At 54.0% G+C, this 26,558-nt stretch carries 20 protein-coding genes; 16 read left to right on the top strand and 4 right to left on the bottom strand.

Annotated elements, in window-relative coordinates:
* Positions 1 to 39 precede the first annotated feature (39 nt).
* The 3 genes from C173_RS26300 (at position 40) to C173_RS26290 (ending at position 2,935) form a co-directional block, all read left to right on the top strand.
* On the top strand, positions 40 to 900 hold the full coding sequence (locus C173_RS26300) for a formylglycine-generating enzyme family protein (protein WP_036730697.1): 861 nt from the start codon (positions 40 to 42) through the stop codon (positions 898 to 900).
* A 231-nt stretch (positions 901 to 1,131) separates the two neighbouring features.
* Positions 1,132 to 2,697, top strand: coding sequence for a glycosyltransferase family 39 protein (locus C173_RS26295; RefSeq protein WP_036730694.1), 1,566 nt, complete (start codon positions 1,132 to 1,134; stop codon positions 2,695 to 2,697).
* A complete protein-coding gene (locus tag C173_RS26290) occupies positions 2,687 to 2,935 on the top strand; it encodes a hypothetical protein (RefSeq protein ID WP_036730691.1) in 249 nt (82 codons plus the stop codon). The genes C173_RS26295 and C173_RS26290 overlap by 11 nt, the downstream gene beginning before the upstream one ends.
* 54 nt (positions 2,936 to 2,989) lie before the next feature.
* On the opposite strand, the gene C173_RS26285 is transcribed toward C173_RS26290, so the two are convergent.
* The gene (locus tag C173_RS26285; protein WP_036730689.1) at positions 2,990 to 3,520 is read right to left on the bottom strand and encodes a ClbS/DfsB family four-helix bundle protein; all 531 of its coding nucleotides are present in this window, start codon (positions 3,518 to 3,520) and stop codon (positions 2,990 to 2,992) included.
* A 107-nt stretch (positions 3,521 to 3,627) separates the two neighbouring features.
* Between C173_RS26285 and C173_RS26280 the strand changes: the two genes are divergently transcribed.
* A complete protein-coding gene (locus C173_RS26280) occupies positions 3,628 to 4,545 on the top strand; it encodes an AraC family transcriptional regulator (RefSeq protein WP_036730686.1) in 918 nt (305 codons plus the stop codon).
* A gap of 30 nt (positions 4,546 to 4,575) precedes the next feature.
* A complete protein-coding gene (locus C173_RS26275; RefSeq protein ID WP_442792676.1) occupies positions 4,576 to 5,229 on the top strand; it encodes a GNAT family N-acetyltransferase in 654 nt (217 codons plus the stop codon).
* Between the two features lie 411 nt (positions 5,230 to 5,640).
* Here C173_RS26275 and C173_RS26270 read toward each other — a convergent pair whose 3' ends face one another.
* Both C173_RS26270 and C173_RS26265 read right to left on the bottom strand, forming a co-directional pair.
* Complete coding sequence (locus tag C173_RS26270) at positions 5,641 to 7,416, bottom strand: ABC transporter ATP-binding protein (protein ID WP_036730682.1); 1,776 nt, start codon at positions 7,414 to 7,416, stop codon at positions 5,641 to 5,643.
* Complete coding sequence (locus C173_RS26265; RefSeq protein WP_036730671.1) at positions 7,403 to 9,178, bottom strand: ABC transporter ATP-binding protein; 1,776 nt, start codon at positions 9,176 to 9,178, stop codon at positions 7,403 to 7,405. The genes C173_RS26270 and C173_RS26265 overlap by 14 nt, the downstream gene beginning before the upstream one ends.
* 232 nt (positions 9,179 to 9,410) lie before the next feature.
* Between C173_RS26265 and C173_RS26260 the strand changes: the two genes are divergently transcribed.
* Complete coding sequence (locus tag C173_RS26260) at positions 9,411 to 10,790, top strand: amino acid permease (RefSeq protein WP_036730669.1); 1,380 nt, start codon at positions 9,411 to 9,413, stop codon at positions 10,788 to 10,790.
* A 252-nt stretch (positions 10,791 to 11,042) separates the two neighbouring features.
* Here the strand turns inward: C173_RS26260 and C173_RS26255 are convergent, their stop codons facing one another.
* Positions 11,043 to 12,020: a DUF4003 family protein gene (locus tag C173_RS26255; protein WP_036730667.1), complete on the bottom strand. Its 978-nt coding sequence runs from the start codon at positions 12,018 to 12,020 to the stop codon at positions 11,043 to 11,045.
* Between the two features lie 170 nt (positions 12,021 to 12,190).
* Between C173_RS26255 and C173_RS26250 the strand changes: the two genes are divergently transcribed.
* The 10 genes from C173_RS26250 (at position 12,191) to C173_RS26205 (ending at position 26,394) form a co-directional block, all read left to right on the top strand.
* Positions 12,191 to 14,584, top strand: coding sequence for a GH36-type glycosyl hydrolase domain-containing protein (locus C173_RS26250; protein ID WP_036730665.1), 2,394 nt, complete (start codon positions 12,191 to 12,193; stop codon positions 14,582 to 14,584).
* Between the two features lie 19 nt (positions 14,585 to 14,603).
* Positions 14,604 to 15,443 carry an aldo/keto reductase gene (locus C173_RS26245; RefSeq protein WP_036730663.1) on the top strand — a complete coding sequence of 280 codons (840 nt, stop codon included), beginning with the start codon at positions 14,604 to 14,606 and terminating at the stop codon, positions 15,441 to 15,443.
* 158 nt (positions 15,444 to 15,601) lie between these two features.
* Positions 15,602 to 16,498, top strand: a complete 897-nt coding sequence (locus C173_RS26240; RefSeq protein WP_036730661.1) for an SDR family oxidoreductase — start codon at positions 15,602 to 15,604, stop codon at positions 16,496 to 16,498.
* Positions 16,499 to 16,672: 174 nt separating this feature from the next.
* Complete coding sequence (locus C173_RS26235; protein WP_036730659.1) at positions 16,673 to 17,374, top strand: ABC transporter ATP-binding protein; 702 nt, start codon at positions 16,673 to 16,675, stop codon at positions 17,372 to 17,374.
* 13 nt (positions 17,375 to 17,387) lie between these two features.
* Positions 17,388 to 19,934, top strand: coding sequence for an ABC transporter permease (locus C173_RS26230; RefSeq protein WP_200869592.1), 2,547 nt, complete (start codon positions 17,388 to 17,390; stop codon positions 19,932 to 19,934).
* 596 nt (positions 19,935 to 20,530) lie between these two features.
* A complete protein-coding gene (locus tag C173_RS26225; RefSeq protein WP_036730651.1) occupies positions 20,531 to 22,276 on the top strand; it encodes a peptide-binding protein in 1,746 nt (581 codons plus the stop codon).
* A gap of 122 nt (positions 22,277 to 22,398) precedes the next feature.
* The gene (locus C173_RS26220; protein WP_036730648.1) at positions 22,399 to 23,370 is read left to right on the top strand and encodes an ABC transporter permease; all 972 of its coding nucleotides are present in this window, start codon (positions 22,399 to 22,401) and stop codon (positions 23,368 to 23,370) included.
* Between the two features lie 59 nt (positions 23,371 to 23,429).
* Positions 23,430 to 24,389: an ABC transporter permease gene (locus C173_RS26215; RefSeq protein ID WP_036730741.1), complete on the top strand. Its 960-nt coding sequence runs from the start codon at positions 23,430 to 23,432 to the stop codon at positions 24,387 to 24,389.
* Positions 24,356 to 25,372: an ABC transporter ATP-binding protein gene (locus C173_RS26210; protein WP_036730645.1), complete on the top strand. Its 1,017-nt coding sequence runs from the start codon at positions 24,356 to 24,358 to the stop codon at positions 25,370 to 25,372. Before C173_RS26215 ends, C173_RS26210 begins: the two co-directional genes overlap by 34 nt.
* Positions 25,369 to 26,394: an ABC transporter ATP-binding protein gene (locus C173_RS26205; protein ID WP_036730643.1), complete on the top strand. Its 1,026-nt coding sequence runs from the start codon at positions 25,369 to 25,371 to the stop codon at positions 26,392 to 26,394. The genes C173_RS26210 and C173_RS26205 overlap by 4 nt, the downstream gene beginning before the upstream one ends.
* Positions 26,395 to 26,558 lie beyond the last annotated feature (164 nt).

The following is a 26,558-nucleotide window of genomic DNA, read 5'->3' as shown; positions in this document are numbered from 1 at the left end:
GTCCTGTACCTTGCCCATCTGCTCAAAGGAGAGGTATTCATGAGAAAACCATTAATGATTCTGATTCTGTGCATGGCAATCGCGGTTATAGCCAGTGCCTGCTCGCAGGAGAAGCCTGCCACGGATGAGCGTTTAGTGCGGGTGGAAGGCGGTGCTTTTAAGGATACGAAATCCAATTATTACGGGACAGAGATGGTCCTCCCGGACTTCTACATCGGTAAATATGAGGTCACCCAGCAAGAATGGCTGGAAGTGATGAAGAATAACCCCTCGCAGTTCAAAGGAGATAAGCTGCCGGTAGAGAGTGTAACCTGGTATGATGCCGTGGAGTACTGCAATGAGCGGAGTGTGAAGGAAGGCTTGGCTCCCTATTATAATATAGACAAGAACACGGTCGATCCGAATAATACAAGTGACCGGGATTTCATGAAATGGACTGTAACGGTGAATGAAGGGGCGGACGGTTACCGTCTGCCGACAGAAGCCGAGTGGGAATATGCAGCAGGCGGAGGCCGGATGAGCACAAGCAACCCGTATAGCGGAAGCGATAACCCGGAGGAGGTAGCCTGGTACTGGCGGAATTCCGGCGACCAATTCCTGACCGGGGACTGGAACTGGCCTGCGATTGAGAACAATCATAGCCAGCCGAGAAATACCGGCCTCAAGCAGCCCAATGAGCTGGGACTGTACGATATGTCAGGGAATGTAAGGGAATGGTGCTGGAACTGGTACGGAGAAGGGGATTCGAATAGCAAGACCGGCTCGGTCCGGCTGGTGAAGGGCGGCGGCTGGATCGGCGGAGTGAACAACACAGAGGTATCCTTCCGGGGGCAATACGAGCCGAGCAGCCGGGGAAATGACCAGGGTTTTCGTGTGGTTCGGGCTGTAGCTGGCAAGTGATTCAGCCGTACGTATTCAACAACAGGAACAGAATAGTTTAAGCAGCAAGCCTTCGGGAAGCTTTTCCGGCATGAGCGCATCTATGGATGCGGCGGCTGGAGAGGACACGGAGGTTTTTTTATGCTCAGGCAGCATCCTTTCAACTTACATTCAGATTCACTATGTATACTCCGTATATGGATTAAGGCACATGCGAAAGACTCGCCGGACGCTGCCGGTCAGGAGGGTATCATGGTAAAAAGAATCCAGCAAATCGTAACACTCATCCTCGCCTTCTTCATTGGGCTGTTCATCGCTTCATCCTTCTTGTTCCGGGCAAAATATAATTATTCCGTGTATGGAGACCGGGCGGTGCTGGAAGGGCAGCAGCCGCTTGTGTTCCTGCTATGGATTGTAGTTGTTCTGGTACTGGGCTTTGTGCTGTACAGACTCTCCCGGAAGCTTGAAGGTTATAGCCGGGCGAAGGTTATTCCTGCCGTTCTGCTGTTGTCGGGTATCCTGCAGCTCGTGATTATTTTCCTTTTCAGCCGTATGCCTACAGATGATTCACAGACGGTGCTGTCCCTGGCCTGGGCCATGCTCTATGACAAGGACTATTCCTCCTTTCAGTCAGGCGGATACCTGTACATGTTCCCGTTCAATTTCTCCTTCGTGCTGTATCTGAAGACGCTGCTGCTTCTGTTCCCGGACAATTATCTGGTGATCAAAAGCTTCAATATTCTCTTCTCGCTCGTCACCACGCTGGTTATCTATCTGCTCTGCCAAGAGCTTAGCCCTCAAGCCCGCAAAAAAAACTATGGCCTTCTGATTGTGGCTGCGACCTATGTTCCGGCTTTGTTCATGAGCAACTTCATCTATAATGATGGAATTGCCACGGCTCTGCTCACCAGCGCGCTTTACTTCGGAGTCAGGTTCATCCGCAGAAGATCCATGAAGGATATGCTGTTCGCGGCAGTACTGCTGACACTCGGCAACTACTTCCGCAGTATAGGTATGATCTTCCTGATTGCCATTGTTCTCAGTCTGCTTCTCAACCTGCGGGCGATTGGCGTGAAGAAGGTCATTGCTGCCTGTGGCATAACCTTGCTGCTGTGGGTTCTTCCTGCCTGGATTCAGAATACGGCGCTTCAAGCAACAGGTATTGTGGATGAATCGCCGTCCAGTAATTCTGCTCCAGTGTACATGTGGCTGAATATGGGGATTAATCTGGAGACACTAGGGTTCTGGGATGACCGGGAGAGCTATAATATCTACCAACAGGAGGCCGGCTATAATAAGGCGGAGAGTGTAGAATTGTTCAAGGCGTCCCTCCGCAGCAAGCTCTCCGGTGCGACCTTAACCGGGCTTGCAGAAATGTATTATAAAAAGCTGGTCTGGACCTGGACGGAAGGGACGTATCAGATGGAACGCTACGGGATTGGAAATGAAGCAGCCTCCTCAACTGGCGGGAGGGGCGGCATGGTGATGGGCCATTACAGCTATTCCACAGCTGCAAGCAGGTTATTTCAAGGCGATTCCGCCTATCGGAGCGGCTTGCTGTGGGCCTTATATGTCCAGAATTTCCTGATGTACGTCTTCATTCTGATCCGGTTAATCCGGGTACTGCGGGCTAAGCGCTTCGCGGAGACCCCGCTCCTTCTGGTGATTCTTGGCTTCATCGGGTTCTACCTGCTCTGGGAGATTAAGTCCCGGTATCTGTACCCTGTGTATCCGCTGCTGCTTGTCTTATCCTACTTGGGTGTTCAAGACTTATATGTATTACTGACCGGGACAAGGAGGTCTAATCATGCGGACTAAGAAATATTACATCACCTTAATGATTAGTATGCTTAGCTGTTCGCTGCTGCTCACTTCCTGCGAAGCAGTCACGGCTCAGAATATTACCAGTGCAGACTTCAATTCCCGGCCCGGCGGGTTCCCCGGCATGAACGGCGGCGGCACCAACTTCAAGGAGGGCAGCAGGGGAATGAACCGGGAAGGCCCCGGCAGGAGGGGGATGCAGGGGCCAGACGGGAGGGCAGACAGCACGCAATGATTGCGAAGCAGTGGACGCTAAGCTGCTATGTCACTATGTCATACGGCCACTATTTCATTCTGTGAGTCCTTCAGGACAATGCTTTTTCCACTTCCGAATCTTTCCCCGAAAGGTCTTGAACGGAGCAGCAGAGTTAATGTGAATCCACCGGGCCATCGGCCAGTTCTCCTTGGTCCCGGTCCACTTACGCGCGCCTTGGATGAACAGCTCCTCCTCTGTTAATGTTCCAATCCAGTCCAGCCACTGCTGCTCGGCTTGCCGGAAGAGCTCACGCAGCTCAGACAAAGAATACTCTGCATATTTGCTGTAGAAGGACTGATACAACCCGCCGAGCTGATTCCACTTGTAATCCGCAGCGGGCATCTGGACTGTTCGTTCCGCCAGCTCATCCTTCTCCCAGCTCCGCACCAACTCCAGCCAACCCAGCTGATAAGCGATGATCTCGCCCGGGGTTTTGTCCACCTCGGGAATTCGCGTATCCTTATATGTATTGTTAATTCCATCATACTCGGCATCCAAGAGCAGGTACAGATTATGGATCGTGTCTATCAGCTCCTGACGGGACGAGTATTCATAGCTTGCCATAACAATCACTCCTTTCCTCTGGTTATACCACAGGGTTGTGACAACAGTCTGTCCAGTTTACAATATTTGTACAGTATTGTAACACGAAGGAGACGGAGGATTCAGCGATGAAGGAGCAGTATGGGGAGAGGATCAAGCAGGTTATTGCCTACATAGAAGAGCACAGCAGCCAGCCGCTGCGGCTGGATCAGCTGGCGGAGGTCTCCCATTTCTCCAAATATCATTTCACCAGAATATTTACAGCCTTCACGGGCATAACGCCCATGGCCTTCGTAACCAGGAAGCGCATTGAGCGGGCGTGGGCGCTGCTGACTGAGACGAACCTGACCATTCTGGAAATCTCGGGGAATTGCGGGTTCGAATCCGTATCTGCGCTGGGCGTTCATTTCAAACGGCATTTCGGCTGTACGCCCAGCAGTGTCAGGAATAGCGGGCAGAAACATAGCAATTTCCCGTCAGTCCTCAGCAATAAGCAGGCAGAGCCGGCCGCGCTGGCAGATTACAATGTAGCAGAAGGTAATCCGCTGTTAAGGAGGGCATGGGACAGTATGGTAGAAATTCGAGAAATTGCAGAGGTTGAGGTCGCTTATGTCCGGCATATTGGAAGGTATCTGGACACATATCACGCATGGGACAAGCTAAGCCGCTGGGCAGCTCAGCAAGGGTTCCATCCGGTGAATCAGCAGTTCATCGGAATCTCACTGGACGACGGGGAACTTACGGAAGAGTCTGCCTGCCGCTATGATGCTTGTGTTACACTCCCGGAGGGATTCGAACGGGAAGCCCCCCGGAAGGAGGTAGAATACAAGACTCTATCCGGCGGGCTGTATGCGGTGTATTCCTACTATGATACGGTAGATAGATTTGTCCTTGCGTACGATACTATGTTCAGCGTATGGTTACCTCGCAGCGGCTATGAAGCCGATGATCGGCCATGTCTGGAATTCTGTCTGAATGATCCTGCGCAGGACCCGCAGGGCAAGTGCATGGTTGATTTGTACGTCCCCATTAGGCCAAGCGCTTAAGGATCAGAGAAGGGAGTGCCCCGGGTGAAGATGGAGATAGTGTTTGACCAGTTCCCTGTCTTAAGGTCAGAGGAGCTGGTACTGGGCAAGATTGAGGAGGAGCATCTGGACGGGCTGTTCGAGATTTACAGCAATGACCATGTGTTCGAATATTGCGGGATTATCCCCAAGCACAATAAGACTACAGTCAAGAGCATGATCGGTCATTATGAACGGGATTATGGCAAAAGATCGCGGATCAAGTGGGGCATCTTCGCCCCAGCAGACGATACGCACCTGCTCGGGATTATTGAAGCCTGTGACTTCAATCAGAGGGTCAATATGGTCACCATTGGCTACTTCCTCGCGGAAGCCCAGTGGGGGAAGGGCCTCGCCTCCAAAGCCGTTGAGCTGCTGACAGCATTCCTGTTCCAGCAGGCTCAGGTGAATAGAATTCAGGCGGAAGTGATGCTGAATAATGAGCCTTCCAAGAAGGTGCTGCTGAAGAACGGATATGTCAAGGAAGGGATGCTTCGGCAAGCAGCCCTCTGGTCCGGCAAGGGAGTGGTCGATCTGGAGATCTACAGCATGCTTAGGGAAGAGTATATGAAGGTTCTACAACCGGACCATGAAGCCCTTAATTTGCAAGTGGAAACGGCATTGCCGTCCTTTATAAGGACGGTACCGTTTCAGCGAGAAAGATAAGGATAATGATAGCGCGAAGCATATAAATTCTTATCTTTTGAAAAAGACAGCTTTACCACTCGCCCGCGGACTGAGAAGCCGTTATAAGGCCAGTTGGTGATTAGAATGAGGCAAGAGCGACTGGTTAAGTGCATGTGAGTCCGCCTGGCCCGCAAAATAGTGCAATTTACAGGAATAGCGGCTCTCCAGTCCGCATGGATCGCAGTAGGAGTGCTGCTTAATTGCTCAAATTGATGAAGCCAGCAACCAGCAGACTTAGGTGGTAACGGATCGTGCATGCGGACATGTTCTTCACTGAATATGTGCTGTATGGTTCATCCAAGCACGCCAAAAACCGCAGACAGGGGCGAACCCTTGCTGCGGTTTTTGGCGATTTCTTATTTTAGCCGAAGCCTTATCCTGCACTGCACATCAGGCTTCCATCTTCTGCGCCGTATACAGCCGGTGGTACAGGCCGCGGCGGGCGATCAGCTCGTCATGCGAGCCGCTCTCGGCAATGCCCTTGTTCGAGACATACATGATCCGGTCGCAGTTCTTCACCGTAGACAGGCGGTGCGCGATGATGAACGAGGTGCGTCCCTTCAATAGCTCGTTCAGCCCCTTCTGGAGCAGACGCTCGGTCTGTGCATCGATGGAGGAGGTAGCCTCATCCAGGATGAGAATCCGCGGGTTGGCCAGCAGCGTTCTGGCGAACGAGATCAGCTGCCGCTGCCCTTGGGAGAGCTTGGAGCCGCGTTCGTTCACCTCGGTCTGGTAGCCCTGATCGAATTCGCGGATGAAGTCGTCCGCGCAGACTGCCTTCGCGGCAGCGATAACCTCTTCCTCTGTCGCATCCGGTCTGCCGTAGCGGATATTATCCAGAATGGTTCCCGAGAAAATGAAGCTGTCCTGCAGCATGATCCCCATCTGGCTACGCAGCGATTTCAGCGTGATCTGCGAGATATCCTGCCCGTCGATCAGAATGCGTCCGCCAGTCAGGTTATAGAAGCGCGAGATCAGGTTGACGACGGTGGTCTTGCCCGCACCGGTCGGACCGACCAGAGCCACGCTCTCTCCCGCTGCGACATCGAAGGAGATGTTCTCCAGGATATTCAGGCCCGGATCGTAGGCGAAGGTGACATCATCGAATGTTACCCGGCCCTGAACCGGAGGGAGCGCCTTCGCACCGGGGATATCGCTGACCGTTACCGGCTCATCCAGCGTCTCGAAGATCCGCTCCAGATAAGCCACCGCATTAATGAAGTTATTGTACAGGTTCGATAGATTCAGGATCGGCTGCCAGAAGCGGGCCGCATAGCTGCTCATGGCGAGAATGACGCCCAGCGTCATGTTCTGCGGGTCCAGAGTCAGCAGGCCGACCAGGAAGATCATAGCCGTAACAATGGTAGACAGGTTATCGACACTGAACGGAATCAGAATGTTGTAACGCAGCGCCTTCATCCAGGCCGTGCGGAAGTTGCCGGCCAGACGGGTGAAGATGCCTTCATTGCGCGTCTCCCGCGAGAACATCTGGGTGACGCCGATGCCGCTGATGCTCTCCTGCAGATAGGCATTCAGGTTGGAGCTTTTGTTCGATACCGCCTGCCAGGCCCGGCGCTGCCGGGTCTTGATCAGCAGCATGACGCCGAGGAATACCGGCAGTCCGGCCAGAATGATGAACGAGAGCCGCACATCCACGGCGAACATGAACACCGCGATGAAGATCAGGTTCACGATTTCCAGGATGAAGTTGATAATTCCGTTCGACAACACATCGGAGACCCCGTTGACGTAGTTCACGACCCGGATCAGGATTTTACCCTGCGGCCGGTCGTCATAATATTTGAAGGGCAGCTCCTGTAGATGCTTGAACAGGTCGGTGCGGATATCGAAGATAATATCCTGTCCGACGCTCGTCATAATTCGCGAGCGGATCGTAGCCAGAATGACGCTGACCACGATGGTTGCCAGCATCAGCAGGGACCAGCCCGCCAGTGCGCCCATGTCTTTGGCCGGAATCGTCACATCCACGACATGCTGCATGATCAGCGGAGCCGACAGGGCAATCGCCGCCGACAATGCGCTAAGCGCGAACGCGATAAGCATAGGCTTCTTCTTGCGTCTGATATAGACCATGGCCCGCCGGAAATGCTTGATATTGAACGGCGATTCCAGATTCTCATCGACATCGAATTTATTTCTGGCCACTTTCGGTCACCTGCCTTCCAATACCCTCGTTCTGAAGCATGAATACATCATAGTAATACCCCCGCTTCGCCAGCAGCTCGGCATGGGTCCCTTCCTCAATCAAACGCCCGCCCTCCAGAATCAGAATGCGGTCAGCCTGGGCGGTAGTGGATACCCTCTGCGCAATGATGATTTTCGTGCAGGGATACTCCAGCTCACGCAGGCTGCGCTGAATATGCTCCTCCGTCTCCAGATCGACCGCAGAGGTCGTATCATCCAGAATCAGAATCGGACGTTGGACCGCCAAGGCGCGGGCCAGCGCAATACGTTGCTTTTGACCCCCGGACAATCCGACACCGCGTTCCCCCACTACGGTATCGTAGCCTTCAGGCATTTTGACAATGAAATCATGGGCAGCGGCCAGAGCCGCGTAAGCCTTCGCATCCTCCTCAGGCAGATCGGGATCGCCGTAAGCGATGTTGCCGTCAATGGTATCGGAGAACAGCAGCACATCCTGCGTAGCCATCCCGATATTCCCCCGCAGCTCATCCAGCTCCAGCTCCCGGACATCTCTGCCGTCTACCAGCACTCGCCCGCCAGCCACATCATAGAAGCGTGGAATGAGATTGATCAGGGAGGTTTTGCCGGAGCCGGTGGCTCCCATGATCGCAATGGTCTCCCCGGGGGCTATCGTGAAGCTCACATCATCAAGCACGGTAGCGTTATCATATTTAAACCGGACATGGTCGAATTCAATCCGTCCCTCATAGCGGCGGCGCTCCACCGGGTTATGGTCATTGGCAATTGCCGGACGGGCGTAATAGATATCGACGATTTTGGATAAGCTGGCAAAGAAACGCTGAATATCATTAATAATTATTCCGATATTGCGCATGGGATTCGAGACGGCCCAGATCAGCGAGGAGAACGCCGTGAACTCACCGAAGGTAATCCGCCCCTCCATGACGTAGTAACCGCCGGCCAGCATCAGCACAACGTTGAAGCCTTGAGCGAAGGTCTCCAGATAAGGGAAGTAGTCGAGCCAGACGAGGGCTGCTTTTTTATTCGCCACCGCGTAGTTGACATTCTTCTCCGTGAACTTGGCAATCTCGAACTCCTCACGGGCAAAAGCCTTCACCACACGGTTCCCCGAGATATTCTCCTGTGTCGTCGTATTGAGCTGGGACAGCCGCTCGCGCAGGTCGATGTACATCGGGCGCACTTTCTTGGCGAAGATAAAGGCCACCACAAAAATCGGCGGTGACAGGATCAGCATCCACAGCGTCAGCTTCACATCAATCGTGAGGAAATAAATGACGGCTGCCAGAAAAATCGTAAGCGATTCAATAATCGTCTTGAAAATCCACGCCATCGAGTGGCGGACCATATCCAGATCCCCCGTCATTTTGGTCATCAGGTCCCCGGTGCGGTTGCGGTCATAATATTCCCGGTCCTGGCCCTGAATCTTGTTGTACAGATAAATCCGGATATTGTACATCATATTCTGTGAAGAAATTTCGTACTGCATGGTCGTGAAGTATGCCAGCCCTGTACGTAGCAGGGAGAAGCCGATCATGCCCAGGCAGAGCGCAATGAGCAGCCCGCGTCCTGTAGCAAGATTCGCTCCTGCGTGGTCACCGGCAATGAACGTATCGACAATGCGCTGGCTGATGTAGGGGTTCACAATCGTAAGACTTGAGCCCACGACCGAGAGGCAGAGCGCCACGATATACCGCGCCCGGTTGCCCTCCAGGTTCTGCCACAGCCATTTGATTTCAAACATCTGATCACCTGTTTCCTGTTGTCTTGTGATAAACAAAGTGATTATAACACTATGAACCAAAATGTATAGGGATACGATTAATTTCTTTTTACAAAAGCTTGAACTTTGTAATGGAGTAATTCTGCATTGCGTTAATGTATATCACAGCTTACAATGATGGATGCATATTATGATAGTTTGCGTTGAGTGCATGTGAGGTGTACAGATGTACATATGAGGGGGAGCATTACGCTTGGAATCCAAACAGTTAACCAGAGGACTTAAGCCGCGGCATATCGAGCTGATCGCACTGGGCGGCACGATTGGCGTGGGATTATTCATGGGCTCGGCAAGCACGATTAAGTGGGCGGGGCCTTCCGTGCTGCTAGCGTATCTTTTGGCAGGAATCATTATGTTTTTTGTGATGCGGATTATGGGGGAGATGCTGGTGGTGGAGCCGGTGACTGGTTCGTTCGCCACTTTTGCCCACAAATATATCAGCCCGCTGGCCGGCTTCCTGACCGCTTGGAGCTATTGGTTCCTATGGGTGACGGTCGGCATGGCCGAGGTTACGGCAATTGGAATCTATGTCGGGTACTGGTTCCCGGATATCCCGCAGTGGATTCCGGCGCTAATTGGTGTGGGCATCATTGCAGCAGCCAATCTGGCGGCGGTGAAGCTATACGGGGAGTTTGAATTCTGGTTTGCGATGATCAAGGTGGTTGCCATTGTGGTCATGCTGGTGATCGGTACCGGGGTGATTTTCTTCGGTCTCGGGAATGGCGGGCAGCCGCTCGGACTGTCCAATCTCTATAGTCATGGCGGTTTTTTTGCCGGAGGACTGAAGGGCTTCCTGTTCGCGCTCTGCATTGTCACGGCGGCCTATCAGGGGATTGAGCTGGTGGGGATTACGGCAGGGGAAGCGGAGAATCCGAAGCAAACGCTGCGAAAAGCGATCAAGAATATCATCTGGCGCATTCTGATCTTCTACGTGGGGGCCATCTTCATCATTGTGACCATCTATCCGTGGAATGAGATCGGGGAAATCGGCAGTCCGTTCGTGTTGACCTTCGCCAAGGTAGGGATTGTCGCTGCGGCAGGCATTATCAACTTCGTGGTGCTGACAGCGGCCATGTCGGGCTGCAACAGCGGGATCTACAGTGCGGGAAGAATGCTCTACACCCTTGCCCAGAACGGACAGGCTCCGAAGTTCTTCGGCAGAGTCTCGGCCAGCGGAGTGCCCCGCAACAGTATTATTACAACGATCTCCCTGCTGCTGGTCGGCGTGCTGTTCAACTATCTGATACCGGACTCCAAGCTGTTTCTCTATATTTACAGTGCCAGCGTGCTTCCGGGAATGATTCCGTGGTTCGCCCTGGCCTTCAGCCAGTTCAGATTCAGGGAGCGGTGGGCAGGCGAGATGGCCACCCATCCGTTCAAGTCCCGCTTTTTCCCGGTCAGCAACTACATTATTATTATCTTCCTGTCGCTGGTGATCATCGGCATGTGGTTCAACCCGGATACCCATCTGTCGCTGATCGTCGGCGCGTCGTTCCTGGCTATTGTTGTGGCGGGGTATTATGCGTTTGGGATCGGCAGACGCCGAATGCCCGGGGATGGGGAGGAAGTGTAGGGCTGGGAATTCTGAACTAATCAAATTAACAAAAAGCAAAAAGAAGCGGAGGGGAAATTTGGAACTGTAGGAGCGGTAGCGTCCGCCTTTGTCTCCGGATTTCTACCGCAAACAGCGGTCTAAATCAAGAAATTTGGAGACAACAGCGGCCGTAAGTCCAAATGTTCACCGCAGTGACGACCCTGCTTAGAGTTACAATCAAAAAGGCTTCCGAAGCAAACTACGCTCCGGAAGCCTTTTGTATGTCAATTCCTAAGACGAAGCTGCCGCCGCCGCAGCAGAGGCCGCAGCTACAGCAATCGCTGTCTGCTGGGCAATGATGATGTTGGTCAGGCTGGTAGACAGCGTGGATTCAATGATGCCGTTTCTGACATCATCGACATATTGATAGGAGACGAGTGCGGCAGACAGCAGGAGCAGCTCCTGCTTGTTGATCGACCAGCCGCCGAAGCCCTTCTGCGGGCGCAGGAACTCATAGGTATCCGAGACATCGCTTACCAGCTGCTGCTGTTCGTAGGGGATCAGGGACAGGATGCCAAGGGACGAGAGTGTATACTCCTTATCCAGCCGGATATCCCGTGCCCGGAACGCCTCACGCAGGCTAAGCACCCGGCTTGCAAGATCCCCGCCGCCCAGCACCAGCACCTGTGTCAGCGCCTGAACACTGTTGCCGGAGAAGAACTCGGGCTTCAGCGTAACATAGAGCTGTTCCAACTGCTCCAGCCCTTGCTCTACAGGGATGTCGGAGAGGCCGAGCATGGCAGCGAAGATATAGTCGTCCCGTCCGGTCAGGAAACGGTGCTTCGACCGCATCCCCTCGTAGAACGCTTGGGTGCGGTCTATGGCTGCGGCATATTGATCGTACGGAGTATGGGCAGCGATCTGATAGGCGGCAATGACCAGGTAGTCGGAGGCCCGGAATTTGCGTTCCTTGAGCAAGTCATATACAGCCAGCGTATTTGCAAGCTGCTGCTGCGGCTGGGGAGACAGGGAGAGCAGCGCAGCAATACAGATGGCTGAGGTTCCCCGGAAGGACGAGAAGCCCCGGGTGTTATCCTTGACCATCTCATGGTACAGGCGGATCGCTTCCACATTGGCCATCTTGTCTTCCACGGCGTAGAGCAAGGCGGCCAGCCGGTTCACGGAGGCATTTTGCCAAGGGAATTCCTGTTTGATCTGCTGGGCGTTAGTTACGAATAATTCAAGCCTGGCTATGTATGATTGCTTCATAGGATGCACCTCTCATCTAGTGGTAGTTATTTGGGTTTATTCTACTATAAAAACCAAAACGATGAAATTGAATCTCTTCCCGCAGACTTGCCCCCAAACCTATGAGAGCGTATTCTTGAATAAAGATTACTAGAATGATGGATATTTATTCCGGAAAGAGAGGCACTAGTATGATAAGAGCATCTGAAGATAACGAATACTATGAGCTGTCCAGTCCCACCATTCTCCCCAAGGCTTCGGGGTTTCTGTGGAATGAACAGATGATGATTCATATGAACTGCCGGGGCTATGCGGTAGCCCAGTTCATGCAGCCGGAGCCGGCCAAGTACTCCTATGCGCCGAATCTGGAGGCCAAGACGTTCATGCAGCCGGAGCAGCCTTATTATGCCCATCACCCCGGCCGCTTCGTCTATGTCAAGGATGAGGAGAACGGAGAGCTGTTCTCTGCCCCTTATGAGCCTGTCCGCACCCCTCCGGATCATTACACTTTTGCGGTGGGTAAACATAATATTGTATGGACCATCGAGAAGAACGGAATCGCGATAGAGATGACGCTAAGCCTGCCAAAGGATGACCCGATGGAGCTGTGGCGGGTGAAGGTGACCAATCTGTCTGCGGCGCGGCGGAGGATCAGCATCTATCCCTACTTCACCATCGGCTACATGTCATGGATGAATCAATCCGGCGAGTATAAGGAAGCTTTGCAGGGAATCGTGGCTACAGCGGTCACACCTTATCAGAAATATCAGGATTACGACAAAATCAGGCATCTGAAGGACAAAACCTTCCTGCTGGCCGACCATGCCCCGGCCTCCTGGGAAGTGAATCAGGAAGCCTTCGAGGGCGAAGGCGGAATCGGCTCGCCGTCCGCGCTTAAGAGCGAACGGCTGGCGCAAGGCGAAGCCCGTTATGAGACCCCGGTCGCCGCTTTGCAATACAGTCTGGATCTGGCTGCGGGGGAAGAACGTGAATACCGCTTCGTCTTCGGCCCGGCCCGGAGTGAGCAGGAGATTGCGGAGATCCGCCGGAAGCTGTTCCTGGATACCGATGCGGCAGGCGAGGACGGATTCGTGCGCGCCGAGCGGGAATATGCGCAGTACATTGCGGAAGGCAGAGGGAGCATTGAGATCTCCACCCCGGATGCGGACCTCGACAATCTGGTCAACCACTGGCTGCCCCGGCAGATGTACTATCACGGGCAGACCAACCGCCTGACGACCGACCCGCAGACCCGGAATTATCTGCAGGATAATATGGGGATGAGCTATCTTAAGCCGCAGACGGCAAGAGAAGCGTTCCTGACGGCCTTAAGCCAGCAGGAGGCCAGCGGAGCGATGCCGGACGGCATTATTTTGCATGAAGCGGCTGAACTGAAATATATCAATCAGGTTCCGCATACAGACCATTGTGTCTGGCTGCCGATTTGCCTCAGTACCTATCTGGATGAGACCGATGATTACAGCATTCTGGATGAGGAAGTATCGTATGCGGGCGGCCTGGAGACAGGACCTGTACATGAGCATATCGACCGGGCGGTGCAGTGGCTGCTGCATGAGCGGGATGAGCGCGGCCTGAACTATATCAATCAGGGGGACTGGTGCGACCCGATGAATATGGTAGGGTACCGGGGGCAAGGCGTGTCCGGCTGGCTGACCATCGCTACCGCGTATGCGTGTATGGTCTGGGCGGATATTTGTGAGCGGAGCGGCCGTACGGATATCGCCAAGACCTTCCGTCATGCGGCGGAGGAGACCAATGCGCTCGTCAATCAATACTTCTGGGATGGCGAGTGGTATGCGCGGGGAATTACTGATGACAATGTAGTGTTCGGAATCAGCAGCGACAAGGAAGGCCGGATCTTCATTAATCCCCAGGGCTGGGCGCTGCTCAGCGGTGCGGCCGATGAGGAGAAGCGGGCGAAGCTGATGAAGTCGGTCCATGAACAGCTGGAGACCCCGTATGGAGTGGAAAAGCTCGCCCCGTCCTATACCGCCATGCGCGAGGATGTGGGCCGGGTCACCCAGAAGCATCCGGGGACAGCCGAGAACGGCGCAGTCTATAACCATGCCGCAGCCTTCTATATCTATGGCTTGTATGCGGTGGGTGAGCAGGACCACGCGTACCGTCTGCTGCGTAAAATGCTCCCCGGGCCCGATATCGAGGATATCATCCGGCGGGGCCAGCTCCCGGTGTTCATTCCTAATTATTACCGGGGCGCGTATAAGCAATTCCCGCAGACTGCCGGACGCTCCAGCCATCTGTTCAATACCGGAACCGTTCCCTGGGTATACCGCTGTCTGATCGACGGATTGTTCGGGCTGCAAGGGAACCGGGAAGGGCTGCAGGTGAAGCCGCAGCTTCCTTCCGGCTGGCAGGAGGCCACCGTGAAGCGCAGCTTCAGAGGCGCTGAGCTGCAGATTGAGATGAAGCGTGAGTCCAGCGTAGCGGCAATCGAAGTGTATCTGGACGGACAGCTTGTGAAAGATGGTGTTCTGAAGGAACTGAAACCGGGTAAGCAGTATCAGGTGCTGGTTAAGATTCCGGCTGGGGCTGTTACTATCTAAATACAGGAGGCGCATGAACATGACGAATCATATTCCGGAAGTACTGCTGAACGATGGAATGAAGGTGCCTGCGATTGGCTACGGAACGGCCTGGATCAAAGGTACAAAGGGCGTGCAGAATCTGAGGACTGCCCTGGATTTGGGGTATCGTCTGATTGATTCGGCATTCAACTATGAGAATGAAGGCGTTGTCGGGGAAGCGGTACGGCAGAGCGGGGTACCCAGAGAACAGCTGTTTATTACATCCAAGCTGCCCGGACGCCATCACAAGTATGATGAAGCGGTCGAGACTGTTCAAGAATCGCTGTACCGGGCCGGACTCGATTATTATGACCTGTATCTGATCCACTGGCCGAATCCCAAGGTGAACCTGTATGTGGAGGCGTGGCAGGCACTGATCGATGCGCGGGCAAAAGGGCTGATCCGTTCGATCGGCGTCAGCAACTTTTTGCCGGAGCATCTGGACCGCCTGATCAAGGAAACGGGGGTGGTACCGGCTATGAACCAGATTGAACTGCATCCCTTCTATCAACAGGCGGAGCAGCGCGCATATCATGAGCAGCACGGAATCGTCACAGAATCCTGGAGCCCGCTGGGACGCGGCACGGAGCTGCTGAAGAATGAACAGCTGATTGCGATCGCCGCAGCCCATGACAAATCGGTCTCACAGATTGTTCTGCGCTGGCATGTGCAGCTGGGGGCGGTTCCGATTCCAAGATCGGCGTCGGAGGAGCATCAGCGGGAGAATCTGGAGATTTTCGGCTTCGAGCTGTCGGAGGCGGAGATGAAGGTGATTGCGGAACTCCCGTCCACCGGACCGCTGTGGGACCAGGACCCGGCCGTGTACGAAGAGTTCTGATTCGTTGATGTTATAGTTATGGCCCCTTGCTCTTTGGCAGGGGGCTATTGTTTTGTTATAGCGCGCATACATAATTCGTTTAAGAAAAAGGGAAGCTGGTTACATAGAAAGAGTCAGAAGCCTACACAATCAGAAGCGAACAGAGGAGGAATATTATCATGAGTAATCAATATAAGATTCAAGATCCTGTGCAGCAATATGAAAAGGCTACGCCTGAATTCGAGCAGCAGCAGCCCAGTCCGGGCTTAGAGACGAAAATGCACCCGCGTCCCGATGACGGAGCGGGCACCTACAAGGGCAGCGGGAAGCTCACCGGACGGAAGGCCGTCATTACGGGAGCGGACAGCGGAATCGGACGGGCGGTAGCGATTGCTTATGCCCGTGAAGGCGCCGATGTGGTGCTGGCCTATCTGCCGGAGGAAGAAGCTGATGCGAAGGAAGTCGTTAAGCTCATCGAGGAAGCCGGACGCAAGGCGGTGGCCCTGCCGGGCGATCTGAAGGACGAGAAGTACTGCGAGCAGCTGATTGCCAAGGCCGTAGAGGAGCTGGGCGGAATTGATATCCTGGCTAACATTGCAGGCAAGCAGCAGTTCGTGAAAGACATCGCCGACCTGACTACAGAACAGTTCGATGCTACCTTCAAGACGAATGTCTACTCGCTGTTCTGGCTCTGCAAGGCAGCGGTGAAGCATATGAAGCCTGGGAGTACAATTATTAATACCTCATCGATTCAGGCCTATGAGCCTTCAGAGATTCTGCTGGATTATGCCACCACGAAGAGTGCCATTAATACCTTCAGCAAAGCTTTTGCCCAGCAGGTGGCCCCTAAGGGAATCCGGGTGAACGTGGTTGCCCCTGGACCGGTATGGACTCCGCTTCAGATCAGCGGGGGACAGCCGGAGGAAGTCCTGAAGGACTTCGGAGCTAAGACCCCGCTGGGACGCCCCGGCCAACCGGCTGAGATGGCTCCGGCCTATGTGTTCCTGGCCAGCCAGGAATCAAGCTATGTCAGCGGTGAGACCCTGAATGCCAACGGCGGAATGCCGACCCCATAAATAAGAATGAGTAACAACACGCTTGAGCAGGAACCTCCGTCAGGAGGTTTTTTGCTGTGACCCCACTTTTGCCATCATAGGGGGTTCATGTGCTACACTTGAGTCATTGAATTGAAATCGTATCTGCCAGTTCTGGTGCATTAGCGGTTTGTGGAGAAGACAGGAGGAGACGGCATGGCATTCGTAACGGTGAAGGGCGAATATAAACGCTATAAGATGGGGGAGACCCTGATTGTTGCCAACGACGGCATTGAGTTCGAGATCGAGAAGGGTGAATTTGCTGTAATTGTAGGGCCCAGCGGGGCGGGAAAATCAACGGTGCTTAACATACTGGGCGGGATGGATTCCGCCGACGAAGGCCAGGTCATTGTGGACGGTACTGACATCGCACGTTATAGCGCCAAGGAATTGACCGGCTACCGCCGTAATGACGTGGGTTTCGTGTTTCAGTTCTATAATCTGGTCCCTAATCTGACCACTCTGGAGAATGTCGAGCTGGCTTCGCAGATCTCGCCCCGGGCCCTCGATGCCCGGAAGGTGCTGGAGGATGTGGGCCTTGGCGCGCGGCTGAATAACTTCCCGGCCCAGCTCTCGGGCGGGGAGCAGCAGCGCGTGGCTATCGCCAGAGCGCTGGCGAAGCAGCCGAAGCTGCTGCTCTGTGATGAGCCGACCGGTGCGCTCGATTACAATACCGGCAAGCAGGTGCTTAAGCTGCTGCAGGATACCTGCCGCGACACCGGCACAACGGTGATTGTGATCACGCATAACCTGGCGATTGCTCCGATGGCCGACCGGGTCATTGAGATCAACAACGCCAAGGTACGGAAAATGGTGAAGAATCCAGCGCCGGTATCCGTGGAAGATATCGAATGGTAAGGGGCCGGGAATGATGAAGAAACGGGCACTATGGAAGGATGTTTTTCGGGAGATCGGCCGCACCAAGGCGAGGTTCCTCTCGATCTTTGCGATTATTATGCTGGGGGTCAGCTTCTTCTCCGGGATCAAGTCGGCCGGGCCGGATATGCTGGACACCGCAGCGACGTATTATAAGGATCTGCGGCTGATGGATCTGCGGGTCCAGTCCACTTACGGCCTGTCAGAGCAAGGGATCGAGCAGCTTCGGGGGATACCCGGGGTGCAGACAGTTCAGCCTGTATACAGCTCCGATGTCTTTCTTGGCGACAGCGGGCTGATTGCCAAGGTCTATTCGTATGCGGACAATAATGAACTGAACGGCTACAAGCTCACCACCGGGCATCTCCCGGCAGCCTCTGGAGAGATTGTACTGGATGAACACCTGCGCGAACAGGAGAAATTCAAGCTTGGCGATTCTATTATCTTCGGCGGCGAGGCCGGGGAGACGCCTGAACAGAGCTTCCGGACCAAGACCTATACTGTAGTAGGCTTCGCGCAGAGCCCACAATATATTGAGACCGCGAACCGTGGAACGAGCCGGATCGGCAAAGGGACTGCCGATGCGTTCGCCGTCATCCCGGAAGAGGATTTCACACTTCCGGTGTATACGGAGGCCTATCTCAGCTTCAAGGATACGGCTGCGGAGAGGGCCTATACTCCGGCCTATGACACGTTGGTTGAGCGCCACCTCACAGAGACAGAGCAAGCGCTCAAGGATTACCCGGCGCAGCGTCTCGAGGAGCTGAAGGCGGAAGCGGCCGCCAAGCTGGCTGCGGGCCAGCAGGCAGCGGATGCCTCGCAGCAACAACAGCAGACAGCGGCGCAGAGCCAGCCGGAGCTGCCTAAAGTATATGTGGCCGATCGCACAATGAACCCGGGATACGCCGAATACAAGGATAATGCGGACCGTCTGTCCGCGATTGCGTCGGCTTTCCCGGTATTCTTTTTCCTGATTGCAGCACTTGTCAGCTTAACCACGATGACCCGCATGGTGGAGGAGCAGCGGCTCCAGATTGGGACGTTGAAGGCACTCGGATACGGTGCTATGGACATTATGACCAAGTTTCTGGTGTACGGAACACTTGCCAGCCTAGCGGCATCCATCGCGGGTCTGGTGGTCGGCTTCACGTTCTTCCCGGACCTGATCTATAATGCTTACAGTTCTCTCTATAACCTGCCGGATGTGATCAAGAGCTTCTACCCTTCTTACGCCGTTATTTCTATAGTCGTGGCGCTAATCTGTACAACGATGACGGCCATGGTCGCTTCACGGGTGGAGCTGCGGAGCAACGCGTCTGTGCTGATGCGGCCCAAGGCACCCAAGAGCGGGCAGCGGATTCTGCTGGAGCGCTTCAAGTTCCTGTGGACCCGGCTCAGCTTCGTGCAAAAGGTGACAGCCCGCAATCTGTTCCGCTACAAGCAGCGGATGTTCATGACTGTTATCGGGGTGGCAGGCTGTACCGCGCTGATCCTGACCGGCTTTGGACTGAAGGATTCCATCGGCAGCATCGCCGAGCGGCAGTTCGGCGGAATTATGAAATACAGTGCCCTGGTAGCCCTGCATGATAATGCAGCCGCCGCAGATCAGGCTTCCTATAAGAAGCTGATTGAACAGGAGACTGCGGTGACAGGCACGCTGAATGTGCTGCAGGAGGCTGTGACCGCCCGGGCCAAAGGCGTGAACGACCAGGAAGTGCGGATCTTTGTTCCCTCGGATACAACCGCACTGGCGTCTTTCGTTAATCTTAAGGACCGCAGCACCGGTAAGCCGCGTGTACTGAGTGACGAGGGCGCGGTCATTACAGAGAAGCTGGCTAAGCTGTATGATGTGGACCCCGGGGGTACGCTGACGCTTCTGGACAGCAACAATGAGCCATTCCAGATCAAGGTAGCGGCGGTCACCGAGAACTATGTGCTGCATTATGTATACATGACCCCGGCTTACTACACGGAGGTGTTCGGCAAGGAGCCGGTCTATAATACTCAATTATTGAACTACAGCGGCAAGGATAAAGGGTGGGAGAGCGCCTTCGGGGAGAAGCTGACTGCGAATGGGCAGGTGGCCTTGGTCAGCTTTTCCAGCGGTGTGGGAGAGGCCTTCGAGGAAACTATGGACAGTATGGATATCGTCATTGTGGTGCTGATTGTCTCTGCTGCCGCGCTGGCCTTCGTGGTCCTGTACAACCTGACTAATATCAATGTGTCTGAGCGGGTCCGCGAATTGTCTACGATTAAGGTGCTCGGATTCTATGATAAGGAAGTCACTCTGTATATTTACCGGGAAAATATTCTGCTGACCTTGCTCGGTATCTTGTCCGGCAGTGCCCTGGGGGTGATCCTGCACCGGTTCGTCCTGTCGACTGCCGAGCTGGATGCCACCATGTTCGCTCCGCTCATCAAGTGGCAGAGCTACATCTATGCAGCCTTGCTGACCATACTATTCTCAGGCATCGTAATGGCTTTCATGCACATCAAGCTCAAGCGGATTCATATGATTGAAGCGCTGAAGTCGGTAGAGTAGTTCAGTCACGATTTTGTCAAAAAAATAAAAAAAGCATCAGCATACAAGGAAGGATAATGAGCCGAGGGCAGAGGGAGCCCGGAGCCGTTATCCTTCTTTTTTGTGCCTGAAAAGGAACCGATGGCTGGGGAATTAGCGCTGAAACATTCGAAAATATGACGAACAGTGTCGGAAAATCGCGAAAATGATAAGAAAGTGTCATTAAAACTAACCCGATTAAACCCATTATAATGATAGGAAAAAGGTAATTTTACAGTTATTTCAAGATACATTGGAAGTAAATGTTTCGGGAGCAAAAAAGTAAGATTATGCAGCGCTAAATAAATATATTGACGTAAGATATATTCACATGTAATATAAACCATAATTTATGAGGGAAGTTGTAAGGCTTTCCGCCGGAAAAGTTATCCCTGATTCTAATTGACCTGCGGTCTATTCATCGCATTCCTTCAATATATATTAGGTGTGATGTTATGTCACATGTAGTGCGAAGGCGGTCATTAGCAGTCTTAGGCGCATAACGATCCGGAGCATCCCAGTCTCCCGAGAAGCTTTGAAGAGCAGGTACAAGCACTTAACTAAGGAGGAGTAAAGGAATGGCGAAAAAGAGAAAATGGTGGTCAGGTTTACTAGTCTTATCGTTGGTAGGGGTTCTATTTACAGGTTGCAGTACGAATAACACTGCGGGTTCTTCAACAAATGCGCCTGCAGCCACTACAGCACCGGCAGAGAGTGCGACGCCTGATGCTACGGAAGCACCTGCGGCTGACGCACCGGTCGACGGCGGAACGCTCGTTACAAGTACATTCTCCGATATTGTTAATATTAACCCTCTTATGATTAATGACACCTCGTCGGGCGATGTTGCCCAGTTCGTCTTCGCCAAGCTGTACAATCTCGATCGTGAAGGTAATGTACAGGCAGAGGATTGGTCGCTGGCTGCCGCGTTGCCGGAGATCTCTGAAGATGGCTTAACCTATACCGTGAAGCTGAAGGATACCGCCAAATGGAGTGACGGCCAGCCGGTTATTGCAGATGATGTAGTGTACACCATCGAAACGGCCAAGAATCCTGAGACAGGTTCACCGTTGACCAGTGCCTTTGACAAGGTGAAGAGCGTTGAGAAGGTGGATGACCACACCGTCAAGATCACAATGTCCCAAGTCTATGCGCCGTTCCTGTATGCGCTGGTCCAGGAGATTGTTCCAGCCCATGTCCTGAAGGATGTGAAGCCTGCGGAAATGCAGAAGAATGCCTATGGTACTGATCCGGCCAAGACGGTTACAAACGGACCGTGGAAGTGGACAGCCTGGAAGCAGGGCGAGAGCCATACCCTGGATGCTGATCCGAACTACTGGGGAACCGTGAAGCCTCATATCGCTCAGGTTATCTACAAGATCTACGCCGACCAGAACACTGAGGTACAGGCGATTATGAAGGGTGACACTGACCATATCAGTGCGATTCCGGTAACTCAGGTTGAAGCGGTTAAGGCTGACGGGAAAATCGATATCATCCAGAAGCCGGGCGCGCAGTACGAATATGTTAACTTCAACTTTGACGGCAAGAACTTCCCGGATGGCTACGGCCTGTTCCAGGGACAGAAGACCAGACAGGCGATTGCCCATGCCTTGAACCGTCAAGGAATGGTGGATAATATCCTGAAGGGCGTAGGCGCGCTGATGAATGCGCCGTTCCTGCCGGATACGTGGGCTGACCCGGGTGATGCTGCTGTGAACTATGATTACAATGCTGAAACGGCCAAGAAGCTCCTGGCTGAAGACGGCTGGGTTGCGGATGCCAAGGACGGCATTCTGGTCAAAGACGGCCACCGCTTCTCCTTCGAGCTGCAGTATAATGCCGGCAACAGCCGTCGTGAACAGGTAGCCGCTGTTATCCAGCAGAACCTGAAGGATGTCGGCATTGAGGTGAAGCCTAAGGCGATCGACTTCGCTGCATGGATTGACCAGAACGTAACGCCGGGTAAATATCAGGCCCTGCTGCTGGCATGGTCCCTGAATACACCAGACCCGGATGCAGAGAGCATCTTCTCCTCCAAGTACTTCCCGCCTGCCGGACAGAACAGCGGCTGGTATAAGAATGAGAAGCTGGATAAGCTGTGGGTAGACGGATATTCTACGGTAGATCAGGCTAAGCGCAAAGAAATCTACAAAGAAGTAGGTAAGGAAATCTCGACCGACCTTCCTTATGTATTCCTGTATCAGTATGGTCAGGCGATCGGAACAGGACCTAGAGTGCACTGGGCAGAGGAGGATGCTCCTGAGCCGTCACTGGGCTACGGACAATTCTTCCACGCTATCAAATGGTGGGTAACCGAGTAACGTACCGACTAACTGAATAGACTTGCGGGAGGTGAAGGAGCGTGCTCTTTCACCTCCCCCTTTTGTATCAATGGGAGGGGCCGCCGCAAGCTTTCGCCTTACCATCTCTAGGAGGATAGCCAATGACAGAATACCTGATACGTAGAGTGCTTCAATCGGTACTGGTCATCTTTCTGATTACCATACTGACCTTTCTTCTGATCCATGCAGCTCCGGGCGGCCCTACACAAGTGATGCTCGCGCCGGGCCTGACACCGGAAATCTTCGAGCAGCAAGCCAAGAACCTGGGTCTGGATCAGCCGATTCATATCCAGTACATCCACTGGATCGGCGACCTGCTGCAAGGGGATCTGGGGTATACCTTCAAGAACCATATTGCGATCTCGGACCTGCTCTGGCCGCGTATCGGCAATACCATAATCCTGATGGGTGCGGCTTGGCTGGTATCCCTGCTGATCGCAATCCCCTGGGGAATCTACAATAGTACCAAAGTCTATGGTTTATCGGATCAGACGGCTTCGTTCATTTCTTATCTGGGCTTCGCCATGCCGACCTTCTGGTTCGGGATTCTATTGCAGCAGTGGCTGTCGCTCAAGCTGGACTGGTTCCCATTGTCGGATATGCATACAAGAGGCAAGGAAGACAGTATCGCTGATTTATTCATGCATCTGGTGCTGCCGGTAACCGTACTGGCACTTGGGTTCCTGGCTTCTTATATGAAGTATGCGCGGGCCAGTATGCTGGAGGTGCTGGATCAGGATTATATCCGGACGGCACGGGCCAAAGGCGTCAAGGAACGGAAGGTCGTCTTCCGCCATGCCCTGCGCAATGCACTAATTCCAATTATTACAATACTAGGCCTTGATCTTCCGATCCTGGTGGGAGGGGCCGCACTAACAGAGAATGTATTCAACTGGCCGGGAATGGGCCGTTGGTTCGTAGAGATGGCCACTGCACGCGAATATTCGGCACTGATGGCTGTGACTATCGTCACGGCTGTGATGGTCGTCATTGGCAATCTGCTGGCAGATATACTGTATGTCGTAGTTGATCCCCGGGTGAAGCTCGGCAAGCAAGGGGGGAAGGCAGCATGAGTACAGATAATACAGAGCTTATCAAAGGGAAGGTCTCCAAGCCGCTGGGAACGCCGGATATGAGTCCGATGCCGGGCGGGACCGACCCGGAAATTCCGGTGGTGGATATGGACAGACCTCCCGGCCCGTGGAGAGTGCTGTGGAAGAAGTTTTCACGCAATCCTTTTGCCATGGGCGGGTTGGCCGTCCTGCTTATCTTTGTCCTGCTGGCGATCTTCGCACCGTTTCTGACTTCCTATGGGCCGGAGAAGATTGATCTGATGTTCGCCAACCTGAAGCCGGGAGCGGAGGGGCATCCCCTCGGCACCGACGAGCTGGGCCGCGATATTCTCAGCAGATTGCTCTACAGTGCGCGAATCTCGCTGCTTATCGGTTTTTCCGTTGCTTTTGTATCCGTGCTGGTCGGATCGGTGGTCGGTGCAATCTCGGGTTACTTCGGCGGATTCGTGGATACGGTATTCATGCGGATTGTTGACGTCATGAACTCCGTACCATCCCTGTTCCTGAATATCCTGGTGATGGCGCTTTTCGGAACACAGATTAAATTCATGATCCTGATTCTGGCGTTCACGAGCTGGATGAGTATTGCCCGGCTGGTCCGGGGAACCTTCCTGCAGCTGCGGGAAATGCAGTATGTGGAGGCGGCTAGAGCAATTGGGGTATCGAGCTGGGGCATCATCTTCCGGCATCTGCTCCGCAATGCAAGCTTCCCGATCATTGTTAATGCCACGTTGATGGTCGGGGGCGCGATTCTCAGTGAATCCGCATTATCCTATCTGGGTCTTGGCATTCAGGCTCCGGCTACGAGCTGGGGGCTGATGCTCAGCAACGCGCAGGAGTTCATGCTGATTGATCCGATGCAGGCGGTGTATCCGGGCTTTTGCATCCTGATGGTGGTGCTGGCGGTTAACTTTATCGGCGACGGCATCCGGGATGCCCTTGATCCCAGACAGCAAGTGACCAAATCCCGGAGGAGGCTGGAACAATGGCGCAAAAACTACTCGAAATCCGGAAACTAACCGCCGGCTTTGCGACAGAGAAGGGACTGCTCAAAGCAACCGACGGCATCTCCCTTACGGTGAATAAAGGTCAGACAGTCTGTATTGTAGGCGAATCCGGCAGCGGCAAAAGTGTCACCTCGCTGGCGATCATGCGCCTGATCGATTATGCGGGCGGTATGATCCTGGATGGACAGATTGACTTCCATGGACAGGATCTGGGGGCGAAAAGCCAGGAGGAGATGCGGGAGATCCGCGGCAACCAGATCGCTATGATTTTCCAGGACCCGATGTCTTCGCTGAATCCGGTCTTCACCATAGGGGAACAGATTGCTGAGAGTCTGCGGCTGCATCAGAATAAGAAGGATGCAGAAGCGCTGAAGCTGGCGGTCGATCTGATTAGATTGGTGGGCATACCGGCACCGGAGATCCGTGCGAAGCAGTATCCGCATGAGCTGTCTGGCGGGATGTGCCAGCGCGTAGTCATTGCGATTGCGCTGGCCTGTAACCCCGAGCTGCTGATTGCCGATGAGCCGACCACCGCACTTGATGTTACGGTCCAAGCGCAGATTCTGGACCTGTTGCGCAAGCTTCAGTCAGAGCTTGGAATGTCCATCCTGCTGATTACCCACGACATGGGAGTTGCCGCTGAAATGGCGGACCGCATTGCTGTCATGTATGCGGGCGCTATCGTGGAAGAAGGCGGTGTGGAAGAGATCTTCGACCATCCCAGTCATCCTTATACGATAGGTCTGCTCCAGTCGATTCCGGGGTTCGAAGGCGGACGGGGAGGCGAGCTCTATACGATCAGCGGAACGATTCCGCCGATAGGACAGCTGCCTGCGGGCTGCCGCTTCCACCCGCGTTGTCCGCATGCAATGGACATCTGCCGGAGCCAGGAGCCGCCGGATTTCCTGATCTCTGATGATCACCGGGCCGCCTGCTGGCTGTTCAAGGATAAGCCGGTTTCAGCGTATACCAGCGGGGAGGCGAAGCGCGCATGATGAACAAGACATTGGCCAAGCCAGATCGTAAGGTAGCTGCCTCCTCAGAAGTACTGGTGGAGGTTAAGGATATTAAGAAGTATTTTCCGATCACCAAGGGTCTGCTTAACCGGACCGTCGGGCAGGTGAAGGCGGTGGATGGGGTCAATCTGGCGATCCGCCAAGGCGAGACGTTCGGGCTGGTCGGGGAATCCGGCTGCGGCAAATCCACCTTCGGACGGGTACTGCTCCGGCTGCAAAGTGCGACCGGGGGGCAGGTACTATTCAAGGGCCAGGATATCCATTCGCTGGGTTCGCGTGACATGCGGAAGCTGCGGGAAGAGATGCAGATTATTTTCCAGGACCCGTTCGGGTCGCTGAATCCGCGCTTCCTCGTCAAGGATATTATCGGCGAGCCGCTGCGTATTCACTGGAACATGTCCGGCAAGGAGATCGATGCCCGGGTGGTTGAGCTGATGGAGCTGGTGGGTCTGGATGCCAGCCGCCGGAACCGCTATCCGCATGAATTCTCCGGCGGACAACGCCAGCGCATTGGCATCGCCCGGGCGATTGCACTGAATCCGCAGTTTATTGTGGCCGATGAGGCCGTGTCCGCACTTGATGTGTCGGTGCAATCCCAGGTCATTAACCTGCTGATGAAGCTGCAGAAGGAGCTGGGCCTAACCTTCCTGTTCATTGCGCATGGTTTGAACGTAGTCCGTCATATCTCTGACCGCGTTGGGGTCATGTACCTGGGCAAGCTGGTGGAGGTGGGAGAGACGGAGGAACTGTTCGCGGCCCCGCTGCATCCGTATACTGCCGCCCTGCTCTCGGCCATTCCCAAGCCTACGCCAAGGCGTAAGCAGGAGCGCATTATGCTGGAGGGAGATGTGCCCTCCCCGGCCAATCCGCCCTCCGGCTGCCGGTTCCATACCCGCTGCCCGTTCGTCCAGGACAAATGCCGCTTAGTGGAGCCGCTGCTGGAAGAGGTCCTGCCGGGCCGTCCGGTAGCCTGTCATTTCCCGTTGCTTCCGAAATCCTGACCAAGGATTAACCTGTGCTGTACCGAAGAGGGACACTGCTGAATCTTACGCAGTGTTCCTTTTTTTGATTTTGGGGCGCCCCGCAAAGTGCCTGAGTCATCACCTACGCTAAAGCCCCACTTTGTGGGGTTATTTTGTAAGGCCGCTTCAAACTAATCATTGTG

The sequence above is a fragment of the Paenibacillus sp. FSL R7-277 genome, from assembly GCF_000517965.1.
Classification (GTDB): domain Bacteria; phylum Bacillota; class Bacilli; order Paenibacillales; family Paenibacillaceae; genus Paenibacillus_AQ; species Paenibacillus_AQ silagei.
Note: the sequence above shows the minus strand (reverse complement) of the source record. Positions and strands in the feature narration are given on the sequence as shown.

Coding starts and splice junctions, on each gene's coding strand:
- C173_RS26280 (WP_036730686.1), top strand. CDS start 3,628: ATGAAGGAGCAGTATGGGGAGAGGATCAAGCAGGTTATTGCCTACATA.
- C173_RS26255 (WP_036730667.1), bottom strand. CDS start 12,020: ATGAAGCAATCATACATAGCCAGGCTTGAATTATTCGTAACTAACGCC.
- C173_RS26245 (WP_036730663.1), top strand. CDS start 14,604: ATGACGAATCATATTCCGGAAGTACTGCTGAACGATGGAATGAAGGTG.
- C173_RS26205 (WP_036730643.1), top strand. CDS start 25,369: ATGATGAACAAGACATTGGCCAAGCCAGATCGTAAGGTAGCTGCCTCC.
- C173_RS26275 (WP_442792676.1), top strand. CDS start 4,576: ATGGAGATAGTGTTTGACCAGTTCCCTGTCTTAAGGTCAGAGGAGCTG.
- C173_RS26230 (WP_200869592.1), top strand. CDS start 17,388: ATGAAGAAACGGGCACTATGGAAGGATGTTTTTCGGGAGATCGGCCGC.
- C173_RS26265 (WP_036730671.1), bottom strand. CDS start 9,178: ATGTTTGAAATCAAATGGCTGTGGCAGAACCTGGAGGGCAACCGGGCG.
- C173_RS26220 (WP_036730648.1), top strand. CDS start 22,399: ATGACAGAATACCTGATACGTAGAGTGCTTCAATCGGTACTGGTCATC.
- C173_RS26210 (WP_036730645.1), top strand. CDS start 24,356: ATGGCGCAAAAACTACTCGAAATCCGGAAACTAACCGCCGGCTTTGCG.
- C173_RS26250 (WP_036730665.1), top strand. CDS start 12,191: ATGATAAGAGCATCTGAAGATAACGAATACTATGAGCTGTCCAGTCCC.
- C173_RS26240 (WP_036730661.1), top strand. CDS start 15,602: ATGAGTAATCAATATAAGATTCAAGATCCTGTGCAGCAATATGAAAAG.
- C173_RS26215 (WP_036730741.1), top strand. CDS start 23,430: ATGAGTCCGATGCCGGGCGGGACCGACCCGGAAATTCCGGTGGTGGAT.
- C173_RS26285 (WP_036730689.1), bottom strand. CDS start 3,520: ATGGCAAGCTATGAATACTCGTCCCGTCAGGAGCTGATAGACACGATC.
- C173_RS26295 (WP_036730694.1), top strand. CDS start 1,132: ATGGTAAAAAGAATCCAGCAAATCGTAACACTCATCCTCGCCTTCTTC.
- C173_RS26300 (WP_036730697.1), top strand. CDS start 40: ATGAGAAAACCATTAATGATTCTGATTCTGTGCATGGCAATCGCGGTT.
- C173_RS26290 (WP_036730691.1), top strand. CDS start 2,687: ATGCGGACTAAGAAATATTACATCACCTTAATGATTAGTATGCTTAGC.
- C173_RS26235 (WP_036730659.1), top strand. CDS start 16,673: ATGGCATTCGTAACGGTGAAGGGCGAATATAAACGCTATAAGATGGGG.
- C173_RS26225 (WP_036730651.1), top strand. CDS start 20,531: ATGGCGAAAAAGAGAAAATGGTGGTCAGGTTTACTAGTCTTATCGTTG.